Source organism: Steroidobacter sp., assembly GCF_036406195.1.
In the GTDB taxonomy this organism is placed as follows: domain Bacteria; phylum Pseudomonadota; class Gammaproteobacteria; order Steroidobacterales; family Steroidobacteraceae; genus Steroidobacter.
In genome coordinates this window covers 25,636-48,526 of sequence record NZ_DASWVW010000025.1, presented here as the reverse complement: position 1 = coordinate 48,526, position 22,891 = coordinate 25,636, and the positions used below count along the sequence as shown (strand labels likewise).

Sequence of the window (22,891 nt, the reverse complement as noted above, 5' to 3'; positions counted from 1 at the left end):
CCGATCATCGAGCCGGCGCTCCGCGCGCAATCAGGATGTCGCTCACCGGCGCGCCGGGCGGCAGCTTGTGCAGTTGCCAGAGCACGTAACTGGCCATCGCCATGTTGCCGAGGAGCATGATGGCCACGAACCACAACACGCGCGCCAGCAGCCCGCGTTCCTTGAAGCACACCCAGACGAAGAAAGTCAGGAAACCGTAGTAGGCGTCGATCAGTGTCGCCACGGTCCACCAGCGGTCCGGACCCTGGACCAGGCCGCGCCACTGCCACACGGGCTGTTGCGTGCTGGCCCACGTGGTGTAGGCGAGCAGAGACAGCAGGATGGCTGCAAACAGGATCTGCAGCAGGGCTCGGGTATTCATGAAACGCCTCGCGGTCGCGTGCCGGCCCGATCCGGGCCGCACACTTCCTTTATTTGAGGACGTATTCGCGGAGCCCTTCCGCGTGGATGCAATGGCGAGCGCCCGGTGCGGGCGGCCCGCGGCCGCGGGTCAGGCGGCCGAGCGCAGGCTGTCGTCGTCGCCTTCGTTGGCGCTTACTGCTGATTCTTCTTGGGTGTGCCCGTGCGCTACCACGGCTGGCGCGGCGACGGGCGGGGTCGTGGCATCCGTGCTCAGGGTGAACCTGTCCACCGCGTCCAGCAATGTTTCCACCTGGCCGCGCAGCGACTGCGCGACGGCCGCGGTCTGCTGGACGCGAGCGGCGTTCTGCTGGGTGTCGCCGTCGATGTGATCGATGGCCTGGTGCAGTTGGGCGATGTCGTCGCTCTGGGTGCGGCTGGCCATCGCGATCTCTTGCATGATGTGCGACACGCTCAGCACCGAGCTCAGGATCTCCTGCATCGTCTCGCCGGCGCCATTGACCAGCGCCGCGCCTTTCTCGACATCTTCGAGCGAGGCGTTGATCAGCTTCTTGATCTCGTTCGCGGCCGTGGCGGAACGCTGTGCGAGGTTGCGAACTTCGCTGGCCACCACGGCGAAGCCGCGGCCCTGTTCGCCGGCTCGCGCGGCTTCCACCGCCGCGTTCAGGGCCAGCAGGTTGGTCTGGAAGGCAATCTCGTCGATCACGCCGATGATGTCGCCGATCTTGCGGGACGAACCGGTGATGGTCTGCATGGTCTGCACAACCTTGTCCACCGCCTGATTGCCGCGAGAAGCCACGCCGCGCGCATCGTTGGAAAGGCGCTCGCCCTGCAATGCGTTGTCGAGGTTCCGCTGCACGTTGTTCTGCACCTGCTGTGCACGCTCGGCAGTCAGCCGCACGGCCGCGGATTGCGATGCTTCACGTTGTGCCAGCTCGTTGTTGGAACTGGCGATCTGCCGGCCCGCGCTGTCGATTTCGCTTGTGACTTCGCGAATGCGCTGTACCAGCGTCTGCAACTGCGCGCGGCTGACATTGAAAGCGTTGATGAGCTGCGCGATCTCGTCGGTCCCTCGGGCCGGATAGCTCGTGGTCAGGTCGCCCTCGGCGAGCTTGCGCATGCGCGTCATCAACGCCTCGAAGCCCCGCACGTTGGCGACATAGAAGCTTGCGATCAGATACAGCGCCACCGACAAGCTGATAAAAGTGACCGCCAACAGGATGTCGCGCCGCTGCTCGAAATCTTCGATGCGGGTTGCCAAAGGGCCCGCCGTGGTGGCGTTGGAAGCCGCCGAGGTCGCCTCGCTGAGCTTGCCGGCCTCAGCCTGCATGCCGCCGGGGTCACCGGTGCTCAGCGCCTGTGCGTATTGCGCAAGCTCAATACTGCTGTTCGAGTAGCTCGCCAGGCCATACACCGCCACGCCCAGCGGCACCATGAAGGCCGCGCTGATGGTGGCGAACTTGATCGGCAGCCGAGCCACCTGCATCAGGCGAATTCCGGGCGCGAGAAGACGGTCCAAGGTGCTCGACATACGTGGTTTTCTTAGTTCGCGGCCGGCCCGATTCGAGCGAAGCTCGCCCATGGCCGGAATCGGCGCGACCGCGGCGATCTTGAGCTGCCGTCTGCACTAGATTCGGGCAAGCTCCGCAAATTGGTGCCGATCTGTGACCGGGTTCACTAGCGGGCCCGGCCCCGGAGCGGTCCGCGTCGGACGGAACCCGACAACCCGGCCAGTGGTTGGCGGTTAGCGGTTAGGGGTTGGTCACGAAGCGCAACTTCCTGCCCAACCGCTAACCGCAATCCACTTTCTTGCACATCCGTGGCTGCGCAGCGTAAACCATGAATGACGATCCGCTTTGGTACAAGGACGCCATCATCTATCAGATGCACGTCAAGGCGTTTCAGGACGCCAATGGCGACGGCATGGGCGATTTCGCCGGCTTGACGCAGCGGCTGGACTACATCCAGGAGCTGGGCGTCAACACCATCTGGCTGCTGCCGTTCTATCCGTCGCCGCTTCGCGACGATGGCTACGACATCTCCGACTACACCAATGTGCACCCCGACTACGGCACGCTGGACGACTTTCGCCATTTCATCCATGAGGCGCACCGGCGCGGCCTGAGGGTGATCACCGAGTTGGTCATCAATCACACCTCCGACCAGCATCCCTGGTTCCAGGCTGCCCGGCGGGCGCCGCCGGGCTCGCGCGAGCGCGAGTTCTACGTGTGGAGCGATGACGACAAGAAGTTCGCCGGCACCCGCATCATTTTCACCGATACCGAGACCTCGAACTGGGCCTGGGACCCGGTGGCGCGCCAGTACTACTGGCACCGCTTCTTCTCGCACCAGCCCGACCTGAATCACAACAATCCCGAGGTGGTCGAGGCGGTGATCCAGGTGATGCGCTTCTGGATGGACATGGGCATCGACGGCATGCGGCTGGATGCGATTCCGTATCTGTGCGTGCGCGAGGGCACCAACAACGAGAACCTTCCCGAGACCCACGCCGTGCTCAAGCGCATGCGCAGGGCCATGGACGAGAGCTACAGCGGGCGGATGTTCCTGGCCGAGGCGAACCAGTGGCCGGAGGACGTGCGCGAGTATTTCGGCGATGGCGACGAATGCCACATGGCGTACAACTTCCCGCTGATGCCGCGCATCTTCATGGCGGTGGCGCTGGAAGACCGCTACCCGATCGCCGAGATCATTCGCCAGACGCCGGATATTCCGGAGAACTGCCAGTGGGCCATCTTCCTGCGCAATCACGACGAGCTGACGCTGGAGATGGTGACCGACCGCGAGCGCGACTACATGTACAAGATGTACGCCGCCGAGCCGCGCATGCGCGTGAACGTCGGCATCCGCCGCCGGCTGGCGCCGCTGCTGGGCAACGACGTCGATCGCATCAAGCTGATGAACAGCCTGCTGCTGTCCCTGCCCGGCTCGCCGATCATCTATTACGGCGACGAGATCGGCATGGGCGACAACATCTATATCGGCGATCGCAACGGTGTGCGCACGCCGATGCAGTGGAGCATCGACCGCAACGCCGGCTTCTCGCGCGCCGATCCGCAACGCTTGTATCTGCCGGTGATCATGGACCCGATCTATGGCTACCAGGCCGTCAACGTCGAAGCGCAGAGCCGCGATCCATCTTCGCTGTTGAACTGGACGCGCCGCATGCTCGCCGTGCGCCGGCAGTTCCAATGTTTTGGACGCGGCACGCTGGAGTTCGTGCGTCCCCAGAACCGCAAGATCATCGCCTACGTTCGCAGCTGCGCCAGCGAGATGATCCTGTGCGTCGCGAATCTTTCGCAGACCGCGCAGGCCGTGGAGCTCGACCTGTCGAAGTACAAGGGCCGCGTGCCGGTGGAAATGCTCGGCCGCAACGCGTTTCCGCCGATCGGCGATCTGCCTTATTTCCTGACGCTGCCGGCGCACGGTTTCTTCTGGCTGCAGCTGAGCGATAACACTCCGCCACCGGCCTGGCACATCGAGCGCCTGCCCGCCACCGAGTTGCCGGTGCTGGTGTTGTCGGAGGGCCTGGCGACGTTCCTGCCCGAGGTCACCAGGGCTGCGAACGGCAGCCTCATGCGGCGCGCCTTGCAGCACCTGGAAAACGAAGTGTTGCCGGAATTCATCGGCGCCCGCGGCTGGTTCCCGCATCCCCGCAGTGAAATCGGCGCCGTGCATCTCGGGCCGCGCTCGCTGTGGCGCTACGACCATCGTTCGTATCTGCTGAGCTTCGTGGACATCGAGGGCGGCAGCGCCGGCCGGCGCCGCTTCTTCCTGCCGCTCACCATCGGCTGGGAGGACGGCTCGGACGTCATTCTCAAGACGGCCGAATGGACCTTGGCGAAGGTTCGCGAGCACGCGCGCGTGGGCGTGATGGTCGATGCATTCGCCGACCCGATCTTCTGTCTCGGGTTGATTCAGAACATGACCGATCGAACGCACCTGCCGTTCGCCGGAGGCGAGCTGCGGTTCGAAGCTCGCAAGCCGTTGCCGACGCTGCCGCCGCCGGATTTGCAGAGCGTGCGTCATGTCGGCGCCGAGCCCAGCAACACCAACGTCATCATTGACGAGGCGCTGTTCCTGAAGGCGTACCGGCGCACCGAACCCGGACCGAGTCCCGACCTGGAAATGACCAGCCTGCTGACCGGCGCCGGCTTCGATGCCATTGCGCCGGTGCTTGGGCAGCTCGTCTGGCACCACGAAGAGCCCACGCTGCTGGCGGGGCTGTTTGCTTACGTCGGCAACCAGGGCGACGTGTGGACATACACTCTCAACCACCTCGAGCGTCATGCAACGCTGATTTCATCGCAGGATGCGAGCGTGCCCGAGCAGCCGCATACCTTGTTCACGACGCAGATGCAGGCACTCGGACGCCGCATCGGCGAGATGCACTCGATTCTGGCCCAGGCGACGGACCCGGCGTTCGCGGCCGAACCGCTCCGTTCGCAGGATCTGTCGCGCTGGTACAGCTCGGTGCAGTTCGAGCTGGACGCGGCGCTCTCGATACTTCAGCAGCGGCTCTCCACCCTTTCCGACGCCCTGCGACCACGAGCCGAAGAACTGCTTGGCGCGCGTGAGCAATTGTCTGCTCACATTCGCGAGCTGACGTCCGAGCCTCTCGAAGGTCTGCGCACTCGCGTGCATGGCAATCTGCACCTGGCGAAGATCCTGCTGGTCGAGGACGATTTCCTGCTGACGGGATTCGAGGGCGATATGACGTTGCCGCTCGCCGAGCGCCGCCAGAAAGAATCGCCGCTGCATGACGTGGCAAGCGTGCTGATCTCGTTGCGCTACGCCCGCACCACCGCGCTCGATCATGCGCTGGTACATCGTCCCGATTTGCGGGAGCGACTGGAGCCGGAGCTGGCGCAGTGGCTGTTGCAGACCACGCACGCCGTCCTCAAGGGCTATCGCAAGGGCGTGGCGAAATCGGGGGTGTTGCCTGCTCAGGAAGCCGGCGTGCAGCGTCTGCTGGACCTGTTCATGATCATTCGCTCGGTGCAAGCCCTGCGCCACGAGCTGGAGTATCGGCCGGATATGGTGCCGGCGGCTATCGATGCTCTAATCGATGCTGTATGGGAGCAGTTGCGCGTTTCAGCGGACTAGCCAAAGCTCATTAGAAACTCTCGGTGGTGTAGAGCCATACATGCATGCCCGGTGGCCAGAAATCCGCTGGCCAGCCGGCTTTGAGCTTCAGATGGCGGATGAACTGTCGCGGATCTGGCAGTTGTTCCCAGACCGCCGGCAGAAAGGTGCTGCGGCGGGCCCCGGCTTGCAGGATCACGCCGTCGATTCCGGGACGCAGCACTTCCAGTAGTTCCGCTTCGCTGCCGACATCGCGGAGCTCGGGTTTGCTCAGTACCGAGATCTCGATGCCGGTGCCGGTCCATTCTTCCGCCGTCAGTGCCGGAAACCTCGGATCCGCGAAGGCCGACGCCCAGGCGTTATTCCAGATATCCAGGTGCAAGGAGCGCGTTGCTTCGATGGTGCCGCAGCAGCCGCGCAGGCTCTCGCCAAATCGCAAAGTAACGAAGCACGCGCCCGGCCGATTCAGCTCCGGATCGACGGGCTCGCCGGGATACGGCGCTATTTCGCCGAGCGGCAAGGCGGCTTCGATGGAGGCGCGCGCCAGCGCGAGCAGCTCAAGGCGCTGTTCCGGGTCGAGACTCATACAGTGCGAAAGCTCCGTAGCCCACCACGCGATTGCGATCGCCAGCCGTGTCACCCGAGTTGCAACGTGCGATCTCGACCATACGCGCGGCCCGCTGACGAGCCAGGAACGACAAGCCATTGATCCCGACACAACCGCAGGCTTGTTCGCCGGTCAGTGTCAGATCGTTGCGCAGGATTGCCGCGCTGGTCTCCGTATCCACGGCACGGGCTTCTTCATACGGCAGGTAGTGGCTCAGGTCTGAGCTTACCAGGACCAATGTTTCTTCGCCGCCCCAGACCTCGGCGAGCACCGCGGCCACCGCCGGCGCTGCCGCGGAGCCAAGCGCGATCGGCAGCAGCGTGAATTCGTCGAACAGCACCTGCAGGAAGGGCAGCTGGACTTCCAGGCTGTGCTCGCTGGCGTGCGGGGCGTCCGATTCCACCACTTGCTCGTGCGCGAGCACGCGTGCCTTGAGTTCCCGATCCACCGGCACCATACCTAGGGGCGTTTGAAAGACTTCGGCCGTGGACACCGCCATGCCGCGCAGATAGACGCGATGGCTGGGGCCGATGAGTACGATGCGGCGAATTCGCCTACGCTGGTGTGCGACCTGCGAGTACGCCGCTGCGGCGATTACGCCCGAGTAGATATAGCCGGCATGAGGCACGATCAAAGCTTTGGGTGCCGGACCCGCGGCCGCGGCGATCTGTGCTGAATACTCCGATATCACCTCGCGCAGCTCGGCCGGATCCGCCGGATAGAACAGCCCCGCGACGGCGGGAAATCGAATCTTGGTACTCACGTTATGCGCGTTCCACTGCCTGGCGATCGGGCGCATGATGCAGGTGACGTCCTGTATACGCCGGTCCGCCGGCTGATGAAAGATTCCCCGTTCGGCAACGATGAAGACAGCGACGATGAAAGCTCCTCCCCCGGTTCATCCCACGCGGTACTGGCACCGTCTCGATAACGGCCGCGTACAGTGCGACGTATGTCCGCGCGAGTGCCGCATGCACGACGGCCAGCGCGGCTTGTGCTTCGTGCGCGGCGTCGAGGATGGCGAGGTCAAGCTATATACCTACGGTCGTTCGAGCGGCTTCTGCGTCGATCCCATCGAAAAGAAGCCTCTGAACCATTTCCTGCCGGGCACCTCGGTGCTGTCCTTCGGTACCGCTGGATGCAACCTTGCTTGCGGATTTTGCCAAAATTGGGACATGAGCAAATCGCGCGAGATGGATACGCTCGCGGATCAAGCCTCGCCGGAAATGCTGGCAGCGGCTGCGCAGCGGCTGGGCTGCGCGAGCGTGGCGTTCACTTATAACGATCCGGTCGTGTTCATGGAATATGCGATCGACGTTGCCGACGCATGCCGCGAGGTGGGCGTGAAGAGTGTTGCCGTCACCGCCGGCTACATCAGCGCCGCGCCGCGCGTTGAGTTCTATCAGCACATGGATGCAGCCAACGTCGATCTCAAGGGATTCACTGAACGGTTCTACAAGAAAATCTGCGGCGCCGCGCTGGGGCCCGTGCTGGAAACACTCGAATATTTGAAACACGAAACCAAGGTGTGGTTCGAGATCACTACGCTGCTCATTCCGGACGAGAACGATTCCGACGCGGAGCTCGACCAGATGACCCGCTGGATCATGGACAAGCTGGGGCCGGATGTGCCGCTGCACTTCACGGCGTTTCATCCGGACTGGAAGATGCTGGACAAGCAGCGCACCCCCGCCAGCACGCTTACTCGCGCGCGCAACATTGCTCGCGCCAATGGCCTTCGCTATGTCTACACCGGCAACGTTCATGATCCGGCCGGCGCGAGCACTTACTGCACCGGCTGCCAGAAACGAGTAATCGAACGAGACTGGTACGAGCTCGGCGAGTGGCAGCTCGACGCGCAGGGCAAATGTTTGCACTGTGGGACGCAACTGCCCGGCGTGTTCGATGGCGCTGCCGGCACGTGGGGCGCGAAGCGGATGCCGGTGCGGCTAGCTGCTCTGTAGTGTTGCGTGCGGGCGTTCGGCAGAATGATACAAATGTGTCCTACAGGAGCGGTTCGCGGCGCTCACTCACCCTCGAACAGCGCGTCGAGCGTATCGACCTCCAGCAGCCGCTCACCCCAGCGCTCCAGCTGTTCCGAGGGCGCCTGCCGCAGCCGGGGTTGAACCCACTCGGGCAGCTCGCCAAATCGCCTGCGCAACTGCCGTAACAGCAGCTGCGTGAAGTTGCTGTGACGAATGACGGTTGGCGGCTAGCTTCGGAACTAAAGCCCGCCGACGTTGCCACCGGCGGGCACTCATCGCTCAATCAGAACCGCCACGCTCCCGTGAGCCAGAACGCGTTCGAATCATCCACCCGATCCAGATCGATCTTTTCGTATTCGAGCTTGGCATGCAGCCGCTCGAAGAAGGTCATACCGACACCGAAGCCATACATCAGATCTTCACCACTGTCGTTCGAATCAAAGTCCGGAGCGAGCGGGTCGTCGATGTTGGCCGTGATTTCGAGGTCATAGAAGTAGTAGCCAATCTTTGCAGACAGTTCCACCGGTCCAAGCGGCAGCGTACCGATGATCGATGGCGCGAAGCCCGACAGCTCGGCTCGGTAGTTACCGCTGGAGCCACTGGTGCTGATGTCATCCTCGGGCCTGCCGTAATCGATATACGCTGCCTGCAAAGCAATGTATGGATTGATACGCCAGCCCACGAATGCCTGCCAGGCGGTGTCGCTGTCATCGAGACGGCCAATCGCTTCATCGACGCCATCCAGGCCGTCGATCTCGATGTCGAATTGACCGACGCCGCCACCGAGATACAAACCTTCATCGTTGTCCGGTGACTGCGCGTACGCAGCCCCTGAGCTCAATGCCACCGGGCCAAGTGCAAGCAGTGTTGCCGCAACGATTGCGCGATTCATGCAGACTCTCCTGTGAGTATTAAAAGGACGAGCTGCCGCCGGCCGGCTTCGCAGCGTTACGCTTTCGCAACTCGCCTGCAAGAAACGCTTTGTCTTTGCGCCGGTTCCCTGGTGCGCCGGCGCTACTTGGCGACGTTGTTACAAAGTGACGTTATTGAGCGACGTTATTGGCCGAACACCCAACGTATCAATTCAGCATGCACCGCTTCGCCGCTGCCGCCTTGCGCGCCGGGATGATTGACGATGATGACGACGACGTAAGTCTTGCCCGAGGCCGCGTTCACAAAGCCGGCCAACGCGCTGACGTTGTCCAGATGCCCGGTCTTCAGGCGGATGCGGCCTTGCATGCCGGGCGATTTGAAGCGATTGCGTAATGTTCCATCCGTCGCCGACAACGGCAACGACGCGGCGAACTCCGGCATGAACGGGCTATGCCATGCGCGATCGAGCATTTCTCCCAGGCCGCGCGCCGTGATCCGCTCGGCGCGAGACAAACCTGAACCGTTGTCGAGCACGAAGCCAGGCATCTCGATGCCGCGATTCTGCAACCACACGCGGATGGCGTTGCGACCGCTCTCGACCGTGGCCGGCGGACCATACTTTTCCACGCCCAAGGTCAGCATCAGGTGCCGCGCCATGACGTTGTTGGAATATTTGTTCACCAGCCGGATCACCTCGCTCAGCGGCAGCGAGTCGTGCTCGTAGAGCAGCCGGACCTCGGCGGGCACGGTTTGCATGCGCATCTCGCCGTCCATGACGCCACCCGATTGCGTCCACAAGGTGCGGAACGTGCCGTATGCATAGTCGGGTGCATTCATGATGGCGCGGCTGATGGTAAAGCTGCCGCAGCTCGCCGGCAGGACGCCACCGACCACCACGGTGTTGGGATTGTCGATGGGGTCCGGCGTGTCGAAGGTGACGCCAGAGGTGTAGCACTTGCCCTCGATCAGGCGCACCCTGTTTTGCAGGGTCAGGTTGGCGGGCAGCGGATTCACCAGGATCAAGGGCCGGTTGCGCTGCTCGCTGGCGATGAGCGTGAAGCGCGAGGTCTGGAAGTTCACCATCAGCGCATCCGGCAGCACGTTGTAACTGCGGAAGGGCTGCGCATCGAAGTCGGCACGATTGCCTTGGGCCGGCGCGAAGTAGCTGTTGTCGATGACGAAGTCGCCGGTGATCTTGGCCAACCCGCGTTCCCGCAGGCTCTGCACGAAGCGCCACCAATGCTCCGCCGTCATGTACGGATCGCCCCCGCCGGTCACGAACAGGTCGCCGTTCAGCACGCCATTTGCCAGGCGGCCGCCCGCATACGCGCGGGTCTTCCATGTGTAGCCCGGGCCGAGCGAGTCCAGCGCCGCGTAGGTGGTCAGGACCTTGATCACCGACGCCGGGCTGCGCGGCAGATCGGCGCCGACTTCGAGCACGACTTCGTTGGTGTTCGCATCCCGCACGTAGATGCTCAGGTTCTTGGCGGGGATGCCGACGCGATTCATGACACGCGCAACGGCGGGCGGCAGCTGAGAATCGCGGGCCAGCGCGGGCGGGTGAAAGGTGACTGCGAACAGCGCGGCCAGCGCGACGAGGGGTTTTAGCATTCGACCATGAAACCGGACAAATCAACGGGACCGCGCGAACGGCCCCGGGAATATTAACGGGATAGTAGCAGCGGCGCTGTCCTGCAGTGCTGCAAAGTCGGCGAGCGATGTTCTTCCGTACGGGTACACCGCATACTTCGCATTCCAGCGGTTGGGGACTCGTGAGCTTCACAACGATGCGGCGACTGTGGAATACGTTTCTGAAGGGCCTGGCGGCGGTGCTGCCCGTGGCGCTCACCGTCTATGTGGTGTTCTGGCTGGCGAAGACCGCGGAGTCGGTGCTCGGCGGGCCGCTGCGCGCCTTGCTGCCCGAAGACCACTACTGGCCCGGCCTGGGGCTCGTGGCGGCGTTCGCGCTGATCCTGCTCATGGGCGTGCTGGTCGATGTTTACGTGGTGCGGCGCTTGTTTCGCTACGGTGAATCGATCCTGGCGCGCATTCCCATCGTCAAAACCATCTTCGGCGCGTTCAAGGATTTCAGCCGCTTCCTGCCGGCCGGTGGCAAGGGCCGCGATCTGAAGCGTGTGGTGCTGTGGCGTTTCGGCACGGCGCAGCTGGTCGGCTTCGTGACAGAGGAGCAGGTGAATCCCAAGCTGTTCGGCGGCGATGACGTCGACCTGGTCGCGGTGTACTTTCCGATGAGCTACCAGATCGGCGGCTACACTTTGTATCTGCACAAGGACGAGCTGCGCGAGACCGAGCTGTCGGTGGAGGAGGCGATGCGCCTGGTGCTGATCGGTGGAGTCACCAGCCACTCGTCAGCGGTTGGCGGTTAGCGGTTAGTGGCTGGCAAGAGGTGTATGCCTGCTCTCTGTTCCGGACCAACCACCAACCGCTAACCGTCGGGAGTGTGACGCGGCTCCCGACCTGCCAATTTGCGCCCGGCAAGTGCCAATTCTTGTCACCGCGCAGTGTCACATGAACTGTGCAGGGTTTAACAATTTCAACTGTGCCCGGCGCGTAGCGAATCCGACTACTGCTAGGATCTGGCCATCACTCCTGGAAGGTCTGAAGCCGACGGTTTGTCGTGTCCGACGCCAATCTTCGACAAATTCGCGTACTGCATGTCGTGAGCGCTGGCGGCGTCCCGAGCGGCTTGCAGCCTTCGCTGTTCATGCCGTTGCTCACGCGGCTGCCGCGTCAGCGCGTGAAAGCGCAGGTCGCGTGCTTGTCGCCCGGCGCGGTGCCCGCCGCGATCTTGCGCCAGAACGGCGTGCCGACCTTCGACCTCGCGCTGTCGCGCAAACGTTTTTCCCCGAAGGCGTTTCACGAATTGCAGCAGGCGGCGCGTCACTTTCGCCCCGATGTGATTCAGGCGTGGGGCCACACCGCACAGATCGCTGCAGCGTTGCTACGCAAGCGTTGCGATTGGAAACCCCGGCTCGTGTGGAGCATCGCCGAGACCACGCCGCTGGCCAAGAACGCCGGTTTGATCGATCGCCAGAAGCTCAAGTACGCCACCAAGTTTTCTGCGGGCGTGGATCGCGTCGTTTATACGTCCGAGTCGGCGGCCTCTCAGCATCGGCGCGTCGGGTTCCCCGATGGCGGTCATGAAACGATTCCACCGGGTGTGGATGCGACACGCTTCAAGCCCGATTTCGCCGCGCGCCGCAAGTTGCGCGAAGAGTTGAACCTGCCGGGCGAAACATTCGTCATTGGCATGGTGGCGCCGTTCCAGCCCGAGTCCGATCATGGCACCTTGATCAGAGCGCTGGGCGAGCTGGTCAAGACCAGTCCGCACATCGCGGTGGTGCTGGCCGGCCATGGCGTGCAGAAGGGTAATGCGCCGCTCGTCGCGCTCATCGGTAGCGGTGCGCTGTCCACGCGAATGCACCTGCTGGGCGAGTGGTCCGATATCTCTGCCTTGTACAACGCCTGCGACGTCGTTTGTTCCAGCGCGATCAACGATCAGTCGCGCATGAACGTCGTGATGGCCATGTTGTGCGGCGTGCCTTGTGTCGCGACGGGCATCGGCGCGCAGGGCGAGCTCATCGGTCAGCATGGCATCGCCATCGAGCCCGGCAGCCCGACCGCGTTCGTCAGAGCCATCACGCGCGTGATGCAGCTGACGCCCGAGAAGCGCACGCATATGGCCCAGGGCGCGCGCAAGCACGCATTGGCCAACTACGTGTACGTGCGCTCGCTGCAGAAGTATCTGCAGCTCTACTACGACTTGATTGGTCGCCAGTCGCTGGTCACCCAGGATCTGCCGACGCCGGAAGTCGATGCGTCCCTCACCGTGCCGCCGGCTTTGCCGACCGAGGCCGAGATGAACGCCCGCAAGCGCAAGCCCGTCACGGTGGTGGACCTGTCCGATCCGGATTCGCTGGAAGCGAAGGTGGCCGAGCGCCAGACGGAAGAAGAGCTGCCGAAGTGGCGCATCGAGCAGGAAGAGGAACGCAAGAAGCGCGAAGCGGAGCTCGAGGCGAAGATCGCGGCGAGCAATTCGGTGGGCGACGTCTTGCAGGTGTTCGAAAGCCAGCAGAAGGCGGTCGTTTCGGCAACGCCGATGACCGAGCGTGCGCGCGGCGTCGCTGATGACCTGGAAGAGTTGCTGCCGGCCGAGTTGCTGGCTGTCGAGGCGCCGGTCCCGCCGCCGCGTGTTTCCAACGCTCCTGTGGGCGCGAAGAAGACTCCGCCGCCTGCAGCGGAAAAGTCCGCACCTCAGCAGGATGCCGCCAAGCAGGCGGCTCTGAAAGCTGCGCGCATGGCGGCATTGCAGCCGATCGCTCCCCAGCCGCGTCCGGTTGCCGCGCCCAAGGCGCACAGCACGACAACGAGGCCGCCTGTTACACAGCCATCGTCGCCTTTGACGAGGCCACCAGTCTCGACGCCGGATCTCACGCCGTCCGGCACTGAGGCGCCGAGCATTGCCGCTTCGAATGCAGCGAAGCCCGCCGAGATTGCTGTCGCGTCTGAAGCTACCAAGCCCGCGGAAATTGTTTCCGAGCAGCCGACATTCGAATTGAAGCCCATCGAAGAGAAGCCGGCAGTCGCCGACAACGCGGCGGACGCTCAGAAACCTGATATCGGCAGCACGCAGCCGCTGGGAATTCTGGCGGAGGAACTGGCGAAGGCTGCACTGCCGGCCGCGGAAATGGCCAACCTCATGGCCGATGCAGCAAAGCCTTCGCTTGAATCCAAGCCGTTGGCTGCGGAGTCGCCCGATGTAGCCTTGATGAAATCGCTCGAGCTGCCCGACGATGTGTTGTCGCAGACGGCCGGCCTCGAGACACCCAAGATCGAAGTTCCCACGGCTGTGGTGGACGCGGCCCCGATCGACGAAACGAGCAACAAACTAACCGAGTTTGGCGAGCTGGCACTGCTGGCGACCGGTGAATGGCAGGCATTGCAGCGCTCGGATGTGAGCGCCGAGGCAAAGCCGGACACCGCCGCGACGGGCGAGATCGATGGCCCGGAAATGCTGTCGCTGGTCTCTACGCCAGCGCCAGCGCCAGCTCCAAAAACAGTGACGGCCGATCCCGCGCCGGAGCTTTCGTTGCTGCCCGACTCGAAAGTCGAGCCGAAGCGCGCTGCCAGCGCAAAGTAACGTCACTTCGCCAGCGACGCGGCGTCCTTCGCGAGTAGCTCGATCGCTGTCCAATCTCCTGCATGGATCTTGTCCGCCGGTGCGACCCATGAGCCACCGACGCACGCCACATTCGGCAGCGCGAGGAAATCAGGTGCGGTCGCGCGCGTAATGCCGCCGGTGGGGCAGAACACCACTTCAGGAAAGGGGGCGCCGAGCGCCTTGAGCATTCCGATGCCGCCGGCCTGCTGCGCGGGAAACAATTTGAACGTGTCGTAACCCCAGCCGAGGCCGGCCAACAGTTCGGTCGGCGTCATGATCCCCGGCAGCATGGGAAACGAAGCGGCGCGAGCCGCCGACGCCATCTCGGCCGTCAATCCCGGGCTCACGCCAAATTGAGCGCCAGCATTGCCGGCTGTAACAAAATCGCCTGGCCGTGCCAGCGTGCCGACACCAACCACTGCGTCCGGCACCGCCTCTCTCATCGCTTCGATAGCAGGTAGCGCCGCCGGCGTGCGCAATGTGACTTCCAGTACGCGCAGCCCGCCGGCACAAAGTGCGCGAGCCAGCGGGACGGCGTGATCGACATGCTCGATGGTGAGCACGGGAATGACAGGCGCCAGCGCGAGGATGGATCGAATGTTCATGAAGAGAGAAGTGACTGATGACTGATGACTGATGACTGGTGAATGGTCAGAGGTCTGCATAGACCGATGCGGCGCCGGCCTCGGCATCGCCGGCAGCAGCACGGAACGTTGCAAACAACTCGCGGCCCACGCCATGAGCGTTGCGACTCAGATCGGGTTTGCGCGCCGGGCGGCTGTGTAGCACCGCGTCGGAGACGCGCGCTTCGAGCACACCGGTGTAGCTGTCGAGATGAATGATATCTCCGTCCTGCACCTTCGCGAGAGGCCCGCCGTTGAGACATTCCGGTGTCACATGAATCGCCGCCGGTACGGCGCCGGAGGCACCCGACATGCGTCCGTCGGTCACGAGCGCGACCTTGAAGCCTTTGCTCTGCACCGACGTGAGCGTGGGTGTCAGCTGATGCAGTTCCGGCATGCCGTTCGCCCGTGGACCTTGATAACGAACGACCACGACGCAGTCGCGCGCCAATTCGCCCGCCTTGAACGCCTTGATCACATCTTCTTGGTCGTCGAACACGCGAGCGGGCGCTTCGACCACGCGATGCTGTGGCTGGACGGCGGAGGTCTTGATCACGCCGCGGCCCAGATTCCCCCGCAGCACCTTGAGCCCGCCGTCCGCACCAAACGGATCGGTAATCGCTCGCAGCACTTCGCGATCGCCGCTTTCCGTCGGTGCCGGACGCCACTTCAGCCCCTCGGGCGACAACCATGGCTCCTGCGTGTACGCATCCAGCCCCTGGCCGACGACGGTGACCGTGTCCTGATGCAACAGGCCCGAGCCGATCAGCTCGCGAATCAAAAAGCCGATGCCACCCGCTGCATGGAAGTGATTCACGTCCGCGGCGCCGTTCGGATAGATGCGCGCGAGCAGCGGCACGATTTCGGACAGGTCGCTGAAATCGTCCCAATTGATGTTGATGCCTGCCGCGCGCGCCATGGCGACCAGATGCAGCGTGTGATTGGTCGAGCCGCCGGTGGCGAGCAAGCCGACGATCGCGTTGACGATGGCGCGCTCGTCGACCGTGTGACACAGCGGCAGATACTCATCGCCCAGCGCTGTGATCTTGGCCGCGCGCCGGGCGGCAGCGCTGGTGAGCGCGTCGCGTAGCGGAGTGTTCGGGGTGACGAATGCAGAGCCCGGCAGATGCAGGCCCATCATCTCCATCATCACCTGGTTGCTGTTGGCTGTGCCGTAGAACGTGCAGGTGCCTTGCGAATGATAACTCTGCGCCTCGGATTCCAGCAGCGCGTCGCGGCCTACCTTGCCCTCGGCGAACAATTGGCGGATGCGTGCCTTCTCCTTGTTTGGAATGCCGGAGGTCATGGGTCCGGCGGGCACGAAGATGGTGGGCAGATGACCGAACGTGAGCGCGCCCATCAGCAGGCCCGGCACGATCTTGTCGCACACGCCCAGGCACAGCGTCGCGTCGAACATGTTGTGAGACAGCGCGATGGCCGTGCTCATGGCGATCACGTCGCGGCTGAACAGCGACAGCTCCATGCCCGCCTGTCCCTGGGTCACGCCGTCGCACATGGCGGGCACACCGCCGGCGAACTGAGCGACCGCACCGACTTCGCGCGCCGCCAGCTTCAGCAGCTCCGGGTAGCGCTCCAGCGGCCGATGTGCCGACAACATGTCGTTATAAGAAGAAACGATAGCAAGATTAGGCCAACGTGCACCGCGCAGGGTTTCTTTGTCCTGCGTGTCCATGGCCGCGAAGCCATGCGCCAGGTTGGTACAAGACAAGCCCGCGCGAATGGGCTTGTTTTCCCGCTGCGCCTCGCGCATGCGCTCCAAATATGAGCTGCGGGTGAGTTGGCTGCGCTCGCGAATCCTCTCGGTTACGGAGCGCACTCGTTCGTGCAGTGGTGCGCTGGTCTTCATGGAGGGGAATTCTATAGCGTTGCGCGACACATCGCTGGCCGCATCGCTCCCGGCAAGCGCACACGTTATGATTCCGGCTCCGAATCGGTGTCGTCGCTCGCGTTCGCTGAAACAAATGTCCACAAATGTCTCGTCCGTCATTTGCGGCCATCACCTCAGGACGCTAACTTAGCGGGCCCGATCGAGGATTTCCTGCAAGGCGTCAGTATTCATGCAACCTCTTCCGACTTTCGATCTGGTTTTGTTCGGCGGCACCGGCGATCTGGCCATGCGCAAGCTGCTGCCGGCGCTGTATCGCCGCAGGGTGGCGGGCTTTCTTTCGCCCAAATCCCGCGTGCTGGGCGTGGCGCGCAGCGAGTTGTCGCGCGACGAATATCTGGCGCAGGTTCAGGCCAGCTGCCAGGCCCACCTGGGCAAGGACTATGACGACAAGCGCTGGGCAGAATTCGCAGAGCACGTGGACTATCTGAAGATCGATGCATCCTCGCCGGAGGATTTCGCCGGCCTGGCGAAGAAGCTCGAGGGTTGCGATCAGCACGTGCGGGCGTTCTTTCTTTCCACTGCGCCGGATTTGTTCGCGCCCATTTGCGAGGGTCTGGCGACACATTCGCTCGCCACGCCCAACTCACGCGTGGTGCTGGAAAAGCCGCTCGGACACGATCGCAAGTCCTCGGCGGAAATCAACGAGCGCGTCGGCCGCATCTTCAGCGAGCAGCAGATCTTCCGTATCGACCACTATCTCGGTAAGGAGACCGTGCAGAACCTGCTGGCGCTGCGTTTCGGCAATACGCTGTTCGAGCCGCTGTGGCGGCGGGGCGGCGTCAAGCACGTGCAGATCACGGTCGCCGAAGAGCTCGGGGTCGAGCGTCGCGCACAGTTCTACGATGAGACGGGCGCGCTGCGCGACATGGTCCAGAACCATCTCCTGCAATTGCTCTGCATTATCGCGATGGAGCCGCCGGCGACCTCGGATCCGAATGCGATGCGCGACGAGAAGCTGAAAGTCCTGCGGGCTCTGCGTCCGCTGCGCGGTCGTGACGTTCTGCATAAGACCGTGCGCGGCCAGTACCGGGCCGGTGCCACTGGCGGCAAGCCGGTGGTCGGTTACCTGGATGAGAAGGACGTGCCGGGCGACAGCCGCACCGAAACGTTCGTCGCGCTGCGCGTCGACATCGATTCGTGGCGCTGGGTCGGCGTGCCGTTCTACCTGCGCACCGGCAAGCGCCTGCAGGAAAAGTTGTCCGAGATCGTGGTGACATTCGAGGACGTGCCGCTGTCCATCTACGAGCGCCCGGACACGCCTCAGGCGTTGAACCGGCTGGTCATGCGGCTGCAGCCCGACGAAAGCATCGAGCTGACCGTGCTGGCCAAGTTCCCCGGCGAGGTGATGCGCCTGCGCCCGGTGAATCTCAGCCTGGACTTCTCCGAGACCTTCAAGGCGCCGCGCCTGGATGCCTACGAGCGCTTGCTAACCGACGTGTTGAAGGGCAATTTGACGCTGTTCATGCGGCGCGACGAGCTGGACGCGGCCTGGGAATGGATCGATCCGATCCGCCAGGCCTGGGATCAGTCCGACGAGGCGCCCAAGGGATACACGGCGGGCAGCTGGGGTCCGGCCGCGGCCAGCGCGCTGCTGGGCCGCGACGGCTTTGCATGGCGCAACGAGCTCTGACCGTCGCCAATCCCGGAGCGCAGGCGCGGCACAACGGGTTCAGAATCGGCCGCTATCGGCCCGCCCTGGTCGGCCCATCGGCAGCGAGATACACATGAGCTGGGTTCACGAACACCGCTTCCCCGACTCGCTGGCCCTGGCGCACGCGCTGTCGGGCGAAATCAAAGTCGATCTGGAGGAAGCCATCGAGGCGCGCGGCGCGGCCAGCCTGGTGGTGTCCGGCGGGCGGACGCCAATCCGCCTGTTCGAGCAGCTGCGCACCGAGCGGCTGGACTGGTCGAAGGTGTGGGTCACCCTCGCCGACGAGCGCTGGGTCGAGACCAATTCGCCAGCCAGCAATGAAAAGCTCGTGCGCGAGACATTGCTGACCGGCGCGGCGGCCGCGGCGCATTTCGTCGGCCTGAAGAATCCGGCGCCGGCGCCCGAAGCGGGGGCCGATTGGGCCACTCGTGCGTTGACCAGAGTGCCGCACCCGTTCGACGTGGTGCTGCTGGGTATGGGCGAGGACGGCCACACCGCCTCGCTGTTCCCCGGTTCGCTGGCGTTACCCAAGGCGCTGGACCGGAGCGTGCCGCCGGGCTGCATCGCCATCAATTCGTTGACGGCGCCGCATGCGCGGCTCAGCTTGAATCTTGCGGCGTTGCTGGATTCACGTCGCATCATCGTGCATATCGAGGGGGAGTCGAAGTGGCAGGTTTATCAGCGGGCGAAGGCGGCGGGGCCGGTGGCCGAGTTGCCGGTACGCTCGGTGCTGCAGCAAAAGGAAGTGCCCATCGACATCTATTGGGCGCCGTGAGTGCGATGCTTGTGATGATTGAGGGGCGCTGCATATGAGCCGTTCAGCTATCCCGCCGCGCATGATCGCGGACATCGGTGGCACCAATGCGCGCTTCGCCTTGCTCGATGGCATGGAGCGCCGTGATGAAGTCGTGCTGGCCTGCGCGGACTATCCCGATCTGGTCTCGGCTGCTGAAGACTATCTGCAGCGCGTGGGCGCGAAAGTATCCGGCCGTCCGCTCGAGGCGGCACTGGCGATCGCCGGACCGGTCACCGGCGACATCGTGCGCATGACCAATCACGTCTGGCAGTTCTCAGCCGCGCACACCCGGCAGCAACTCAAGTTGCGCCGTCTGATCGTTCTCAACGATTTCACGGCGCTCGCCATGGCCGTGCGCCATTTGAAGCCGGACGAACTGGAACAGGTCGGCGGCGGGCGCGCGCAGCCGAATGCACCGATCGCGGTCATCGGGCCGGGCACGGGACTCGGCGTTTCGGGATTGATTCCAGCGGGCGATCATTGGATTCCGTTGCAGGGCGAGGGTGGGCACGCCACCTTGTCCGTGATGAACGAGCGTGAAGTCGCGGTGCTTCAGCAGCTCCAGCAGCGCTTCTCGCACATCTCGGCGGAGCGTGTGATTTCCGGCCCGGGATTGGTGACGCTCTACGACGCGCTGTGCGGTGTCGAAGGCATCGTGCCCGAAGTGTTGACGCCGCCCGATATCACCAAGCGTGCAAAAGAAGGAACGTGTCGACTGTGCTTTGAAACCGTCAGCATGTTCTGCGCTCTGCTCGGCACGATGACCGGCAACCTGGTGCTGACGCTGGGCGCGCTCGGCGGCGCTTATATTGGCGGCGGTATCGCGCCCGGCCTGGGGACGATGTTCACCAGCTCGCGCTTTCGCGATCGTTTCGAAGACAAGGGCCGCTTCACCGACTATCTCTCGCGCGTGCCGACGTTCGTGATCCGGGCCGAGCTGCCGGCGCTGGTCGGCCTGGCGTGCGCGTTCACCGAGCCCGGGCCGCGGCTGGAAGCGGACTGACCGTAACAATTGCTTCAAAGGACGCTGGCACACTCATTGCACCGCCGGTAGGCAGTAGCCCCTTTCTCCTACCAGGAACGTGAGCGTGCATCGTGCGTGTGCTCGTCATCTCTGAATCCGCGGAGCGCGCGGAAATTCTGCAAGCGGGAGTTCGGCTCGGCGGCCATGAGCTTGCCGAGGTGCTGCCCCTCGACAGTGCCTGGTCGCCCGCGTTGGAGCGGAGCAAGCCGGATGTGTTGTTGCTGGAAGCGCGGGCACCTTCTGTCGACCTATTGGATCGGTTGATCGACGCGATGGGACCGGTGGCCGTGCCGTTCGCGGTCTTTGCCGGCGATGCGTCGTCGCAGGCCATTGAAAATGGCGTGCGCGCCGGGGCCGCGGCATACGTCGTCGATGGCCTCGAAGCAACGCGCGTGCCGGCCATCCTGCAAGTGGCGCTGGCTCGTTTCGATTACATCTCCGGTTTACGCAGCGAGTTGGGGCTGGCCCAGCAAAAGCTCGCCGAGCGCAAATTCGTGGAGCGCGCCAAGGGGTTGCTGATGAGGGCGCGTAACCTGAGCGAAGACGAGGCGTATCACACGCTGCGGCGTATGGCCATGGAGCGCAATCGACGCATGGGCGACGTCGCCAGGTCGGTTATAGAAATGGCCGAACTGCTGAACTGATAGTGATTGGCGGTTAGCGGTTGGTGGCTGGTCAGAACGGAGCCTCGACTCTGAACTAACCACTAACCGCCAACCGCTAGCCGCTGGTGCATGCCAGTGCCGGCTTGCACCACAACGGTTCGTTACAGCTTCACCTGGCTGCTGACTTCCAGCAGCCGATGGCTGGGAACGCCGTAATGGATGGCCGCGAGCTGGCTGTTGCGTCCCATGAACGCGAACAGGCGCTTGCGCCACAGCGGCATACCGGAGCCGGTGGTGAATGTTGGATTCTCGCGGCCCACCACATACACCGTCGTGTCCGGCTCGTAAGCCACTCCCTTTTCCTCCGCGCCGCGCAGGGCCGTCACGACGTTGGGTGTTTCCATGAAGCCGTAGCGCGCGGTGATGCGATAGAGGCCGTCGCCCAGGTCCTGCACTTCGATGCGTTCCTCCGGCCGCACGAACGGCACTTCCGGCCGCACGAACGTAAGCAACATGTTGCGCCGGTGCAGGACGCGATTGAACTTCAGATTGTTCAGCAACGCGCGTGGCATGCCGCCTGCCTCGGCGGCCAGATACACCGCCGTGCCTTCCACTCGCAGCGGCGGGTCCTTTTCGATCATCGCAATGAATTCGCGTACTGGCATTTGCTCGCGCGCGATCAGCCAGGCCAGCGTGCGACGGCCTTCCTGCCAGGTGCTCATCAAGATGTAGACGGCGATGGCGGCGAACACCGGCAGCCAGCCGCCATCGTCGAACTTGAGCAGGTTGGAGAAGAAGAACGCCATCTCCACCAGCAGGATCAGCGACAGCAGCGCGATGATCTTGCGGTTGTGCGGCTCCATGCGCACGCGCAACAGCATGATGACCAGGATGGTATCGATCAGCATCGTGCTCGAAATAGCGATGCCGTATGCACCGGCGAGCGCGCTCGAGGAACGGAAGGTCAGGATCAACGTCATCGTGCCCGCGAACAGCAGCCAGTTCACCGAAGGCACATACACCTGGCCGATCTCTCGTTCCGAGGAATGTTGGATGCGCAGGCGCGGCAGATAACCCAAGTTCAACGCTTGTCGCGTCACCGAAAACACGCCGGAGATCACGGCCTGCGAAGCGATCACCGTCGCGCAGGTGGCGAGCACGATCAGTATTGGCAGCAGCCAGCCTGGCGCGAGCAGATAGAACGGGTTGGCGATGGCCTGCGGATTGGAGATCAGCAGCGCGCCCTGGCCGAAATAATTCAACACCAGCGCGGGCCAGACGACCATGAACCAGCCGCGGCGGATGGGCGCGCGGCCGAAGTGGCCCATGTCCGCGTACAACGCTTCACCGCCGGTCACCGCCAGGAACACCGATGCCAGCGTGACGAAACCCATGCCGCCGTTGTCGATGAAGAACTGCATCGCGTGCAGCGGGTTTACAGCGAGCAGCACGTGCGGGGAATCGGAGATGTGCAGAAGTCCCAGCGCCGCCAGCGTTACGAACCACACCAGGGTGATGGGCCCGAACATGCGGCCCATCGCGCCCGTACCGTGCCGCTGCGCTAGAAACAACGAGGTGATGATCAGCACGGCGCCGGGCAGAACGAAACGCTCCAGCCGGGGACTCGCGACTTCCAGGCCTTCCATTGCGCTCAGCACCGAGATGGCGGGCGTGACGAAACCATCGCCGAAGAACAACGCCGCGCCGAACAGGCCTACCGCGCTCACCGGCGTCCAGAGTTTCCAATTGGTGGTGGCGGTCGACACCAGCGTGCTGAGCGCGAGCACGCCACCTTCGCCACGGTTGTCGGCGCGCAGCACGATGCCGACGTACTTGATCGAAATGATCAGCACCAGCGACCAGAGAATCAGCGACAGCAGGCCGAGGATGTTGGCCTCGGTCACGGCGATGCCGTGCGCGGGGTTGAAACATTCGCGCAGGGCATACAGCGGGCTGGTGCCGATGTCGCCGAACACCACGCCGAGGGCGACCAGGACGAGCTTGCGATCCGCGCCGTTGCGGGTGGCGCCGGCGGTGTCGGTCGAGGGGAGGCCCATGATGTTGTTGTTACACGCTGGCTCGGCGGCTGTTGCCAAGGGCGCGGGATTCTAGAGGAAATGCACCGTCCTGGCGCGTGAACGGCTCCCCATGGGAGCCGTTTTCTCGACTGCGG

Annotated in this window: 18 protein-coding genes; 8 read left to right on the top strand and 10 right to left on the bottom strand. The window is 63.7% G+C overall.

The features are described 5' to 3' along the window. Positions 1–4 precede the first annotated feature (4 nt). Together VGE08_RS10970 and VGE08_RS10965 are read right to left on the bottom strand one after the other, a co-directional pair. On the bottom strand, positions 5–361 hold the full coding sequence (locus VGE08_RS10970; RefSeq protein WP_331067920.1) for a DUF1475 family protein: 357 nt from the start codon (positions 359–361) through the stop codon (positions 5–7). Positions 362–490: 129 nt separating this feature from the next. After that, on the bottom strand, positions 491–1,891 hold the full coding sequence (locus VGE08_RS10965; RefSeq protein WP_331067919.1) for a methyl-accepting chemotaxis protein: 1,401 nt from the start codon (positions 1,889–1,891) through the stop codon (positions 491–493). 308 nt (positions 1,892–2,199) lie between these two features. On the opposite strand from VGE08_RS10965, the gene treS reads away from it, so the two are divergent. Then, positions 2,200–5,484 carry a maltose alpha-D-glucosyltransferase gene (gene treS, locus VGE08_RS10960; RefSeq protein WP_331067918.1) on the top strand — a complete coding sequence of 1,095 codons (3,285 nt, stop codon included), beginning with the start codon at positions 2,200–2,202 and terminating at the stop codon, positions 5,482–5,484. Between the two features lie 10 nt (positions 5,485–5,494). Here the strand turns inward: treS and amrA are convergent, their stop codons facing one another. Beyond that, a complete protein-coding gene (amrA, locus tag VGE08_RS10955; protein WP_331067917.1) occupies positions 5,495–6,049 on the bottom strand; it encodes an AmmeMemoRadiSam system protein A in 555 nt (184 codons plus the stop codon). After that, positions 6,021–6,833 (bottom strand): AmmeMemoRadiSam system protein B, encoded by an 813-nt coding sequence (gene amrB / locus VGE08_RS10950; RefSeq protein WP_331067916.1) that lies wholly within the window; start codon positions 6,831–6,833, stop codon positions 6,021–6,023. Before amrB ends, amrA begins: the two co-directional genes overlap by 29 nt. A 115-nt stretch (positions 6,834–6,948) precedes the next feature. On the opposite strand from amrB, the gene amrS reads away from it, so the two are divergent. Beyond that, entirely contained in the window at positions 6,949–8,034 is a 1,086-nt protein-coding gene (amrS, locus tag VGE08_RS10945) for an AmmeMemoRadiSam system radical SAM enzyme (RefSeq protein WP_331067915.1), read from the top strand. A gap of 62 nt (positions 8,035–8,096) precedes the next feature. Here amrS and VGE08_RS10940 read toward each other — a convergent pair whose 3' ends face one another. The 3 genes from VGE08_RS10940 to dacB form a co-directional block, all read right to left on the bottom strand. After that, positions 8,097–8,243, bottom strand: coding sequence for a DUF4351 domain-containing protein (locus VGE08_RS10940; protein WP_331068032.1), 147 nt, complete (start codon positions 8,241–8,243; stop codon positions 8,097–8,099). Positions 8,244–8,338: 95 nt separating this feature from the next. Beyond that, positions 8,339–8,947, bottom strand: coding sequence for a porin family protein (locus VGE08_RS10935; protein WP_331067914.1), 609 nt, complete (start codon positions 8,945–8,947; stop codon positions 8,339–8,341). 164 nt (positions 8,948–9,111) lie between these two features. Beyond that, positions 9,112–10,539, bottom strand: coding sequence for a D-alanyl-D-alanine carboxypeptidase/D-alanyl-D-alanine endopeptidase (gene dacB / locus VGE08_RS10930; protein ID WP_331067913.1), 1,428 nt, complete (start codon positions 10,537–10,539; stop codon positions 9,112–9,114). A gap of 176 nt (positions 10,540–10,715) precedes the next feature. Here dacB and VGE08_RS10925 point away from each other — a divergent pair, with 176 nt between their 5' ends. Both VGE08_RS10925 and VGE08_RS10920 read left to right on the top strand, forming a co-directional pair. Continuing rightward, the gene (locus VGE08_RS10925) at positions 10,716–11,315 is read left to right on the top strand and encodes a DUF502 domain-containing protein (RefSeq protein WP_331067912.1); all 600 of its coding nucleotides are present in this window, start codon (positions 10,716–10,718) and stop codon (positions 11,313–11,315) included. A gap of 251 nt (positions 11,316–11,566) precedes the next feature. After that, complete coding sequence (locus VGE08_RS10920; RefSeq protein ID WP_331067911.1) at positions 11,567–14,089, top strand: glycosyltransferase; 2,523 nt, start codon at positions 11,567–11,569, stop codon at positions 14,087–14,089. Between the two features lie 2 nt (positions 14,090–14,091). Here VGE08_RS10920 and eda read toward each other — a convergent pair whose 3' ends face one another. Then, positions 14,092–14,715, bottom strand: coding sequence for a bifunctional 4-hydroxy-2-oxoglutarate aldolase/2-dehydro-3-deoxy-phosphogluconate aldolase (gene eda, locus VGE08_RS10915; protein ID WP_331067910.1), 624 nt, complete (start codon positions 14,713–14,715; stop codon positions 14,092–14,094). Positions 14,716–14,761: 46 nt separating this feature from the next. After that, positions 14,762–16,600, bottom strand: a complete 1,839-nt coding sequence (gene edd / locus VGE08_RS10910; protein ID WP_331067909.1) for a phosphogluconate dehydratase — start codon at positions 16,598–16,600, stop codon at positions 14,762–14,764. A gap of 211 nt (positions 16,601–16,811) precedes the next feature. Here edd and zwf point away from each other — a divergent pair, with 211 nt between their 5' ends. The 4 genes from zwf (at position 16,812) to VGE08_RS10890 (ending at position 20,757) form a co-directional block, all read left to right on the top strand. Next, on the top strand, positions 16,812–18,272 hold the full coding sequence (zwf, locus tag VGE08_RS10905) for a glucose-6-phosphate dehydrogenase (protein ID WP_331067908.1): 1,461 nt from the start codon (positions 16,812–16,814) through the stop codon (positions 18,270–18,272). Between the two features lie 94 nt (positions 18,273–18,366). Further along, on the top strand, positions 18,367–19,068 hold the full coding sequence (gene pgl / locus VGE08_RS10900) for a 6-phosphogluconolactonase (protein WP_331067907.1): 702 nt from the start codon (positions 18,367–18,369) through the stop codon (positions 19,066–19,068). A gap of 34 nt (positions 19,069–19,102) precedes the next feature. After that, entirely contained in the window at positions 19,103–20,092 is a 990-nt protein-coding gene (locus VGE08_RS10895) for a glucokinase (protein ID WP_331067906.1), read from the top strand. Positions 20,093–20,184: 92 nt separating this feature from the next. Then, positions 20,185–20,757, top strand: a complete 573-nt coding sequence (locus VGE08_RS10890; RefSeq protein ID WP_331067905.1) for an ANTAR domain-containing response regulator — start codon at positions 20,185–20,187, stop codon at positions 20,755–20,757. 122 nt (positions 20,758–20,879) lie between these two features. Here VGE08_RS10890 and VGE08_RS10885 read toward each other — a convergent pair whose 3' ends face one another. Further along, on the bottom strand, positions 20,880–22,775 hold the full coding sequence (locus VGE08_RS10885; RefSeq protein ID WP_331067904.1) for a potassium transporter Kup: 1,896 nt from the start codon (positions 22,773–22,775) through the stop codon (positions 20,880–20,882). Between the last annotated feature and the right edge of the window lie 116 nt (positions 22,776–22,891).

Bases quoted from the DNA above. Each gene is read 5' to 3' on its own strand.
- VGE08_RS10965 (WP_331067919.1), bottom strand. From the start codon at position 1,891: ATGTCGAGCACCTTGGACCGTCTTCTCGCGCCCGGAATTCGCCTGATG.
- VGE08_RS10970 (WP_331067920.1), bottom strand. From the start codon at position 361: ATGAATACCCGAGCCCTGCTGCAGATCCTGTTTGCAGCCATCCTGCTG.
- edd (WP_331067909.1), bottom strand. From the start codon at position 16,600: ATGAAGACCAGCGCACCACTGCACGAACGAGTGCGCTCCGTAACCGAG.
- VGE08_RS10895 (WP_331067906.1), top strand. From the start codon at position 19,103: ATGAGCCGTTCAGCTATCCCGCCGCGCATGATCGCGGACATCGGTGGC.
- dacB (WP_331067913.1), bottom strand. From the start codon at position 10,539: ATGCTAAAACCCCTCGTCGCGCTGGCCGCGCTGTTCGCAGTCACCTTT.
- eda (WP_331067910.1), bottom strand. From the start codon at position 14,715: ATGAACATTCGATCCATCCTCGCGCTGGCGCCTGTCATTCCCGTGCTC.
- VGE08_RS10885 (WP_331067904.1), bottom strand. From the start codon at position 22,775: ATGGGCCTCCCCTCGACCGACACCGCCGGCGCCACCCGCAACGGCGCG.
- VGE08_RS10935 (WP_331067914.1), bottom strand. From the start codon at position 8,947: ATGAATCGCGCAATCGTTGCGGCAACACTGCTTGCACTTGGCCCGGTG.
- amrA (WP_331067917.1), bottom strand. From the start codon at position 6,049: ATGAGTCTCGACCCGGAACAGCGCCTTGAGCTGCTCGCGCTGGCGCGC.
- zwf (WP_331067908.1), top strand. From the start codon at position 16,812: ATGCAACCTCTTCCGACTTTCGATCTGGTTTTGTTCGGCGGCACCGGC.
- treS (WP_331067918.1), top strand. From the start codon at position 2,200: ATGAATGACGATCCGCTTTGGTACAAGGACGCCATCATCTATCAGATG.
- pgl (WP_331067907.1), top strand. From the start codon at position 18,367: ATGAGCTGGGTTCACGAACACCGCTTCCCCGACTCGCTGGCCCTGGCG.
- VGE08_RS10925 (WP_331067912.1), top strand. From the start codon at position 10,716: ATGCGGCGACTGTGGAATACGTTTCTGAAGGGCCTGGCGGCGGTGCTG.
- amrS (WP_331067915.1), top strand. From the start codon at position 6,949: ATGAAAGCTCCTCCCCCGGTTCATCCCACGCGGTACTGGCACCGTCTC.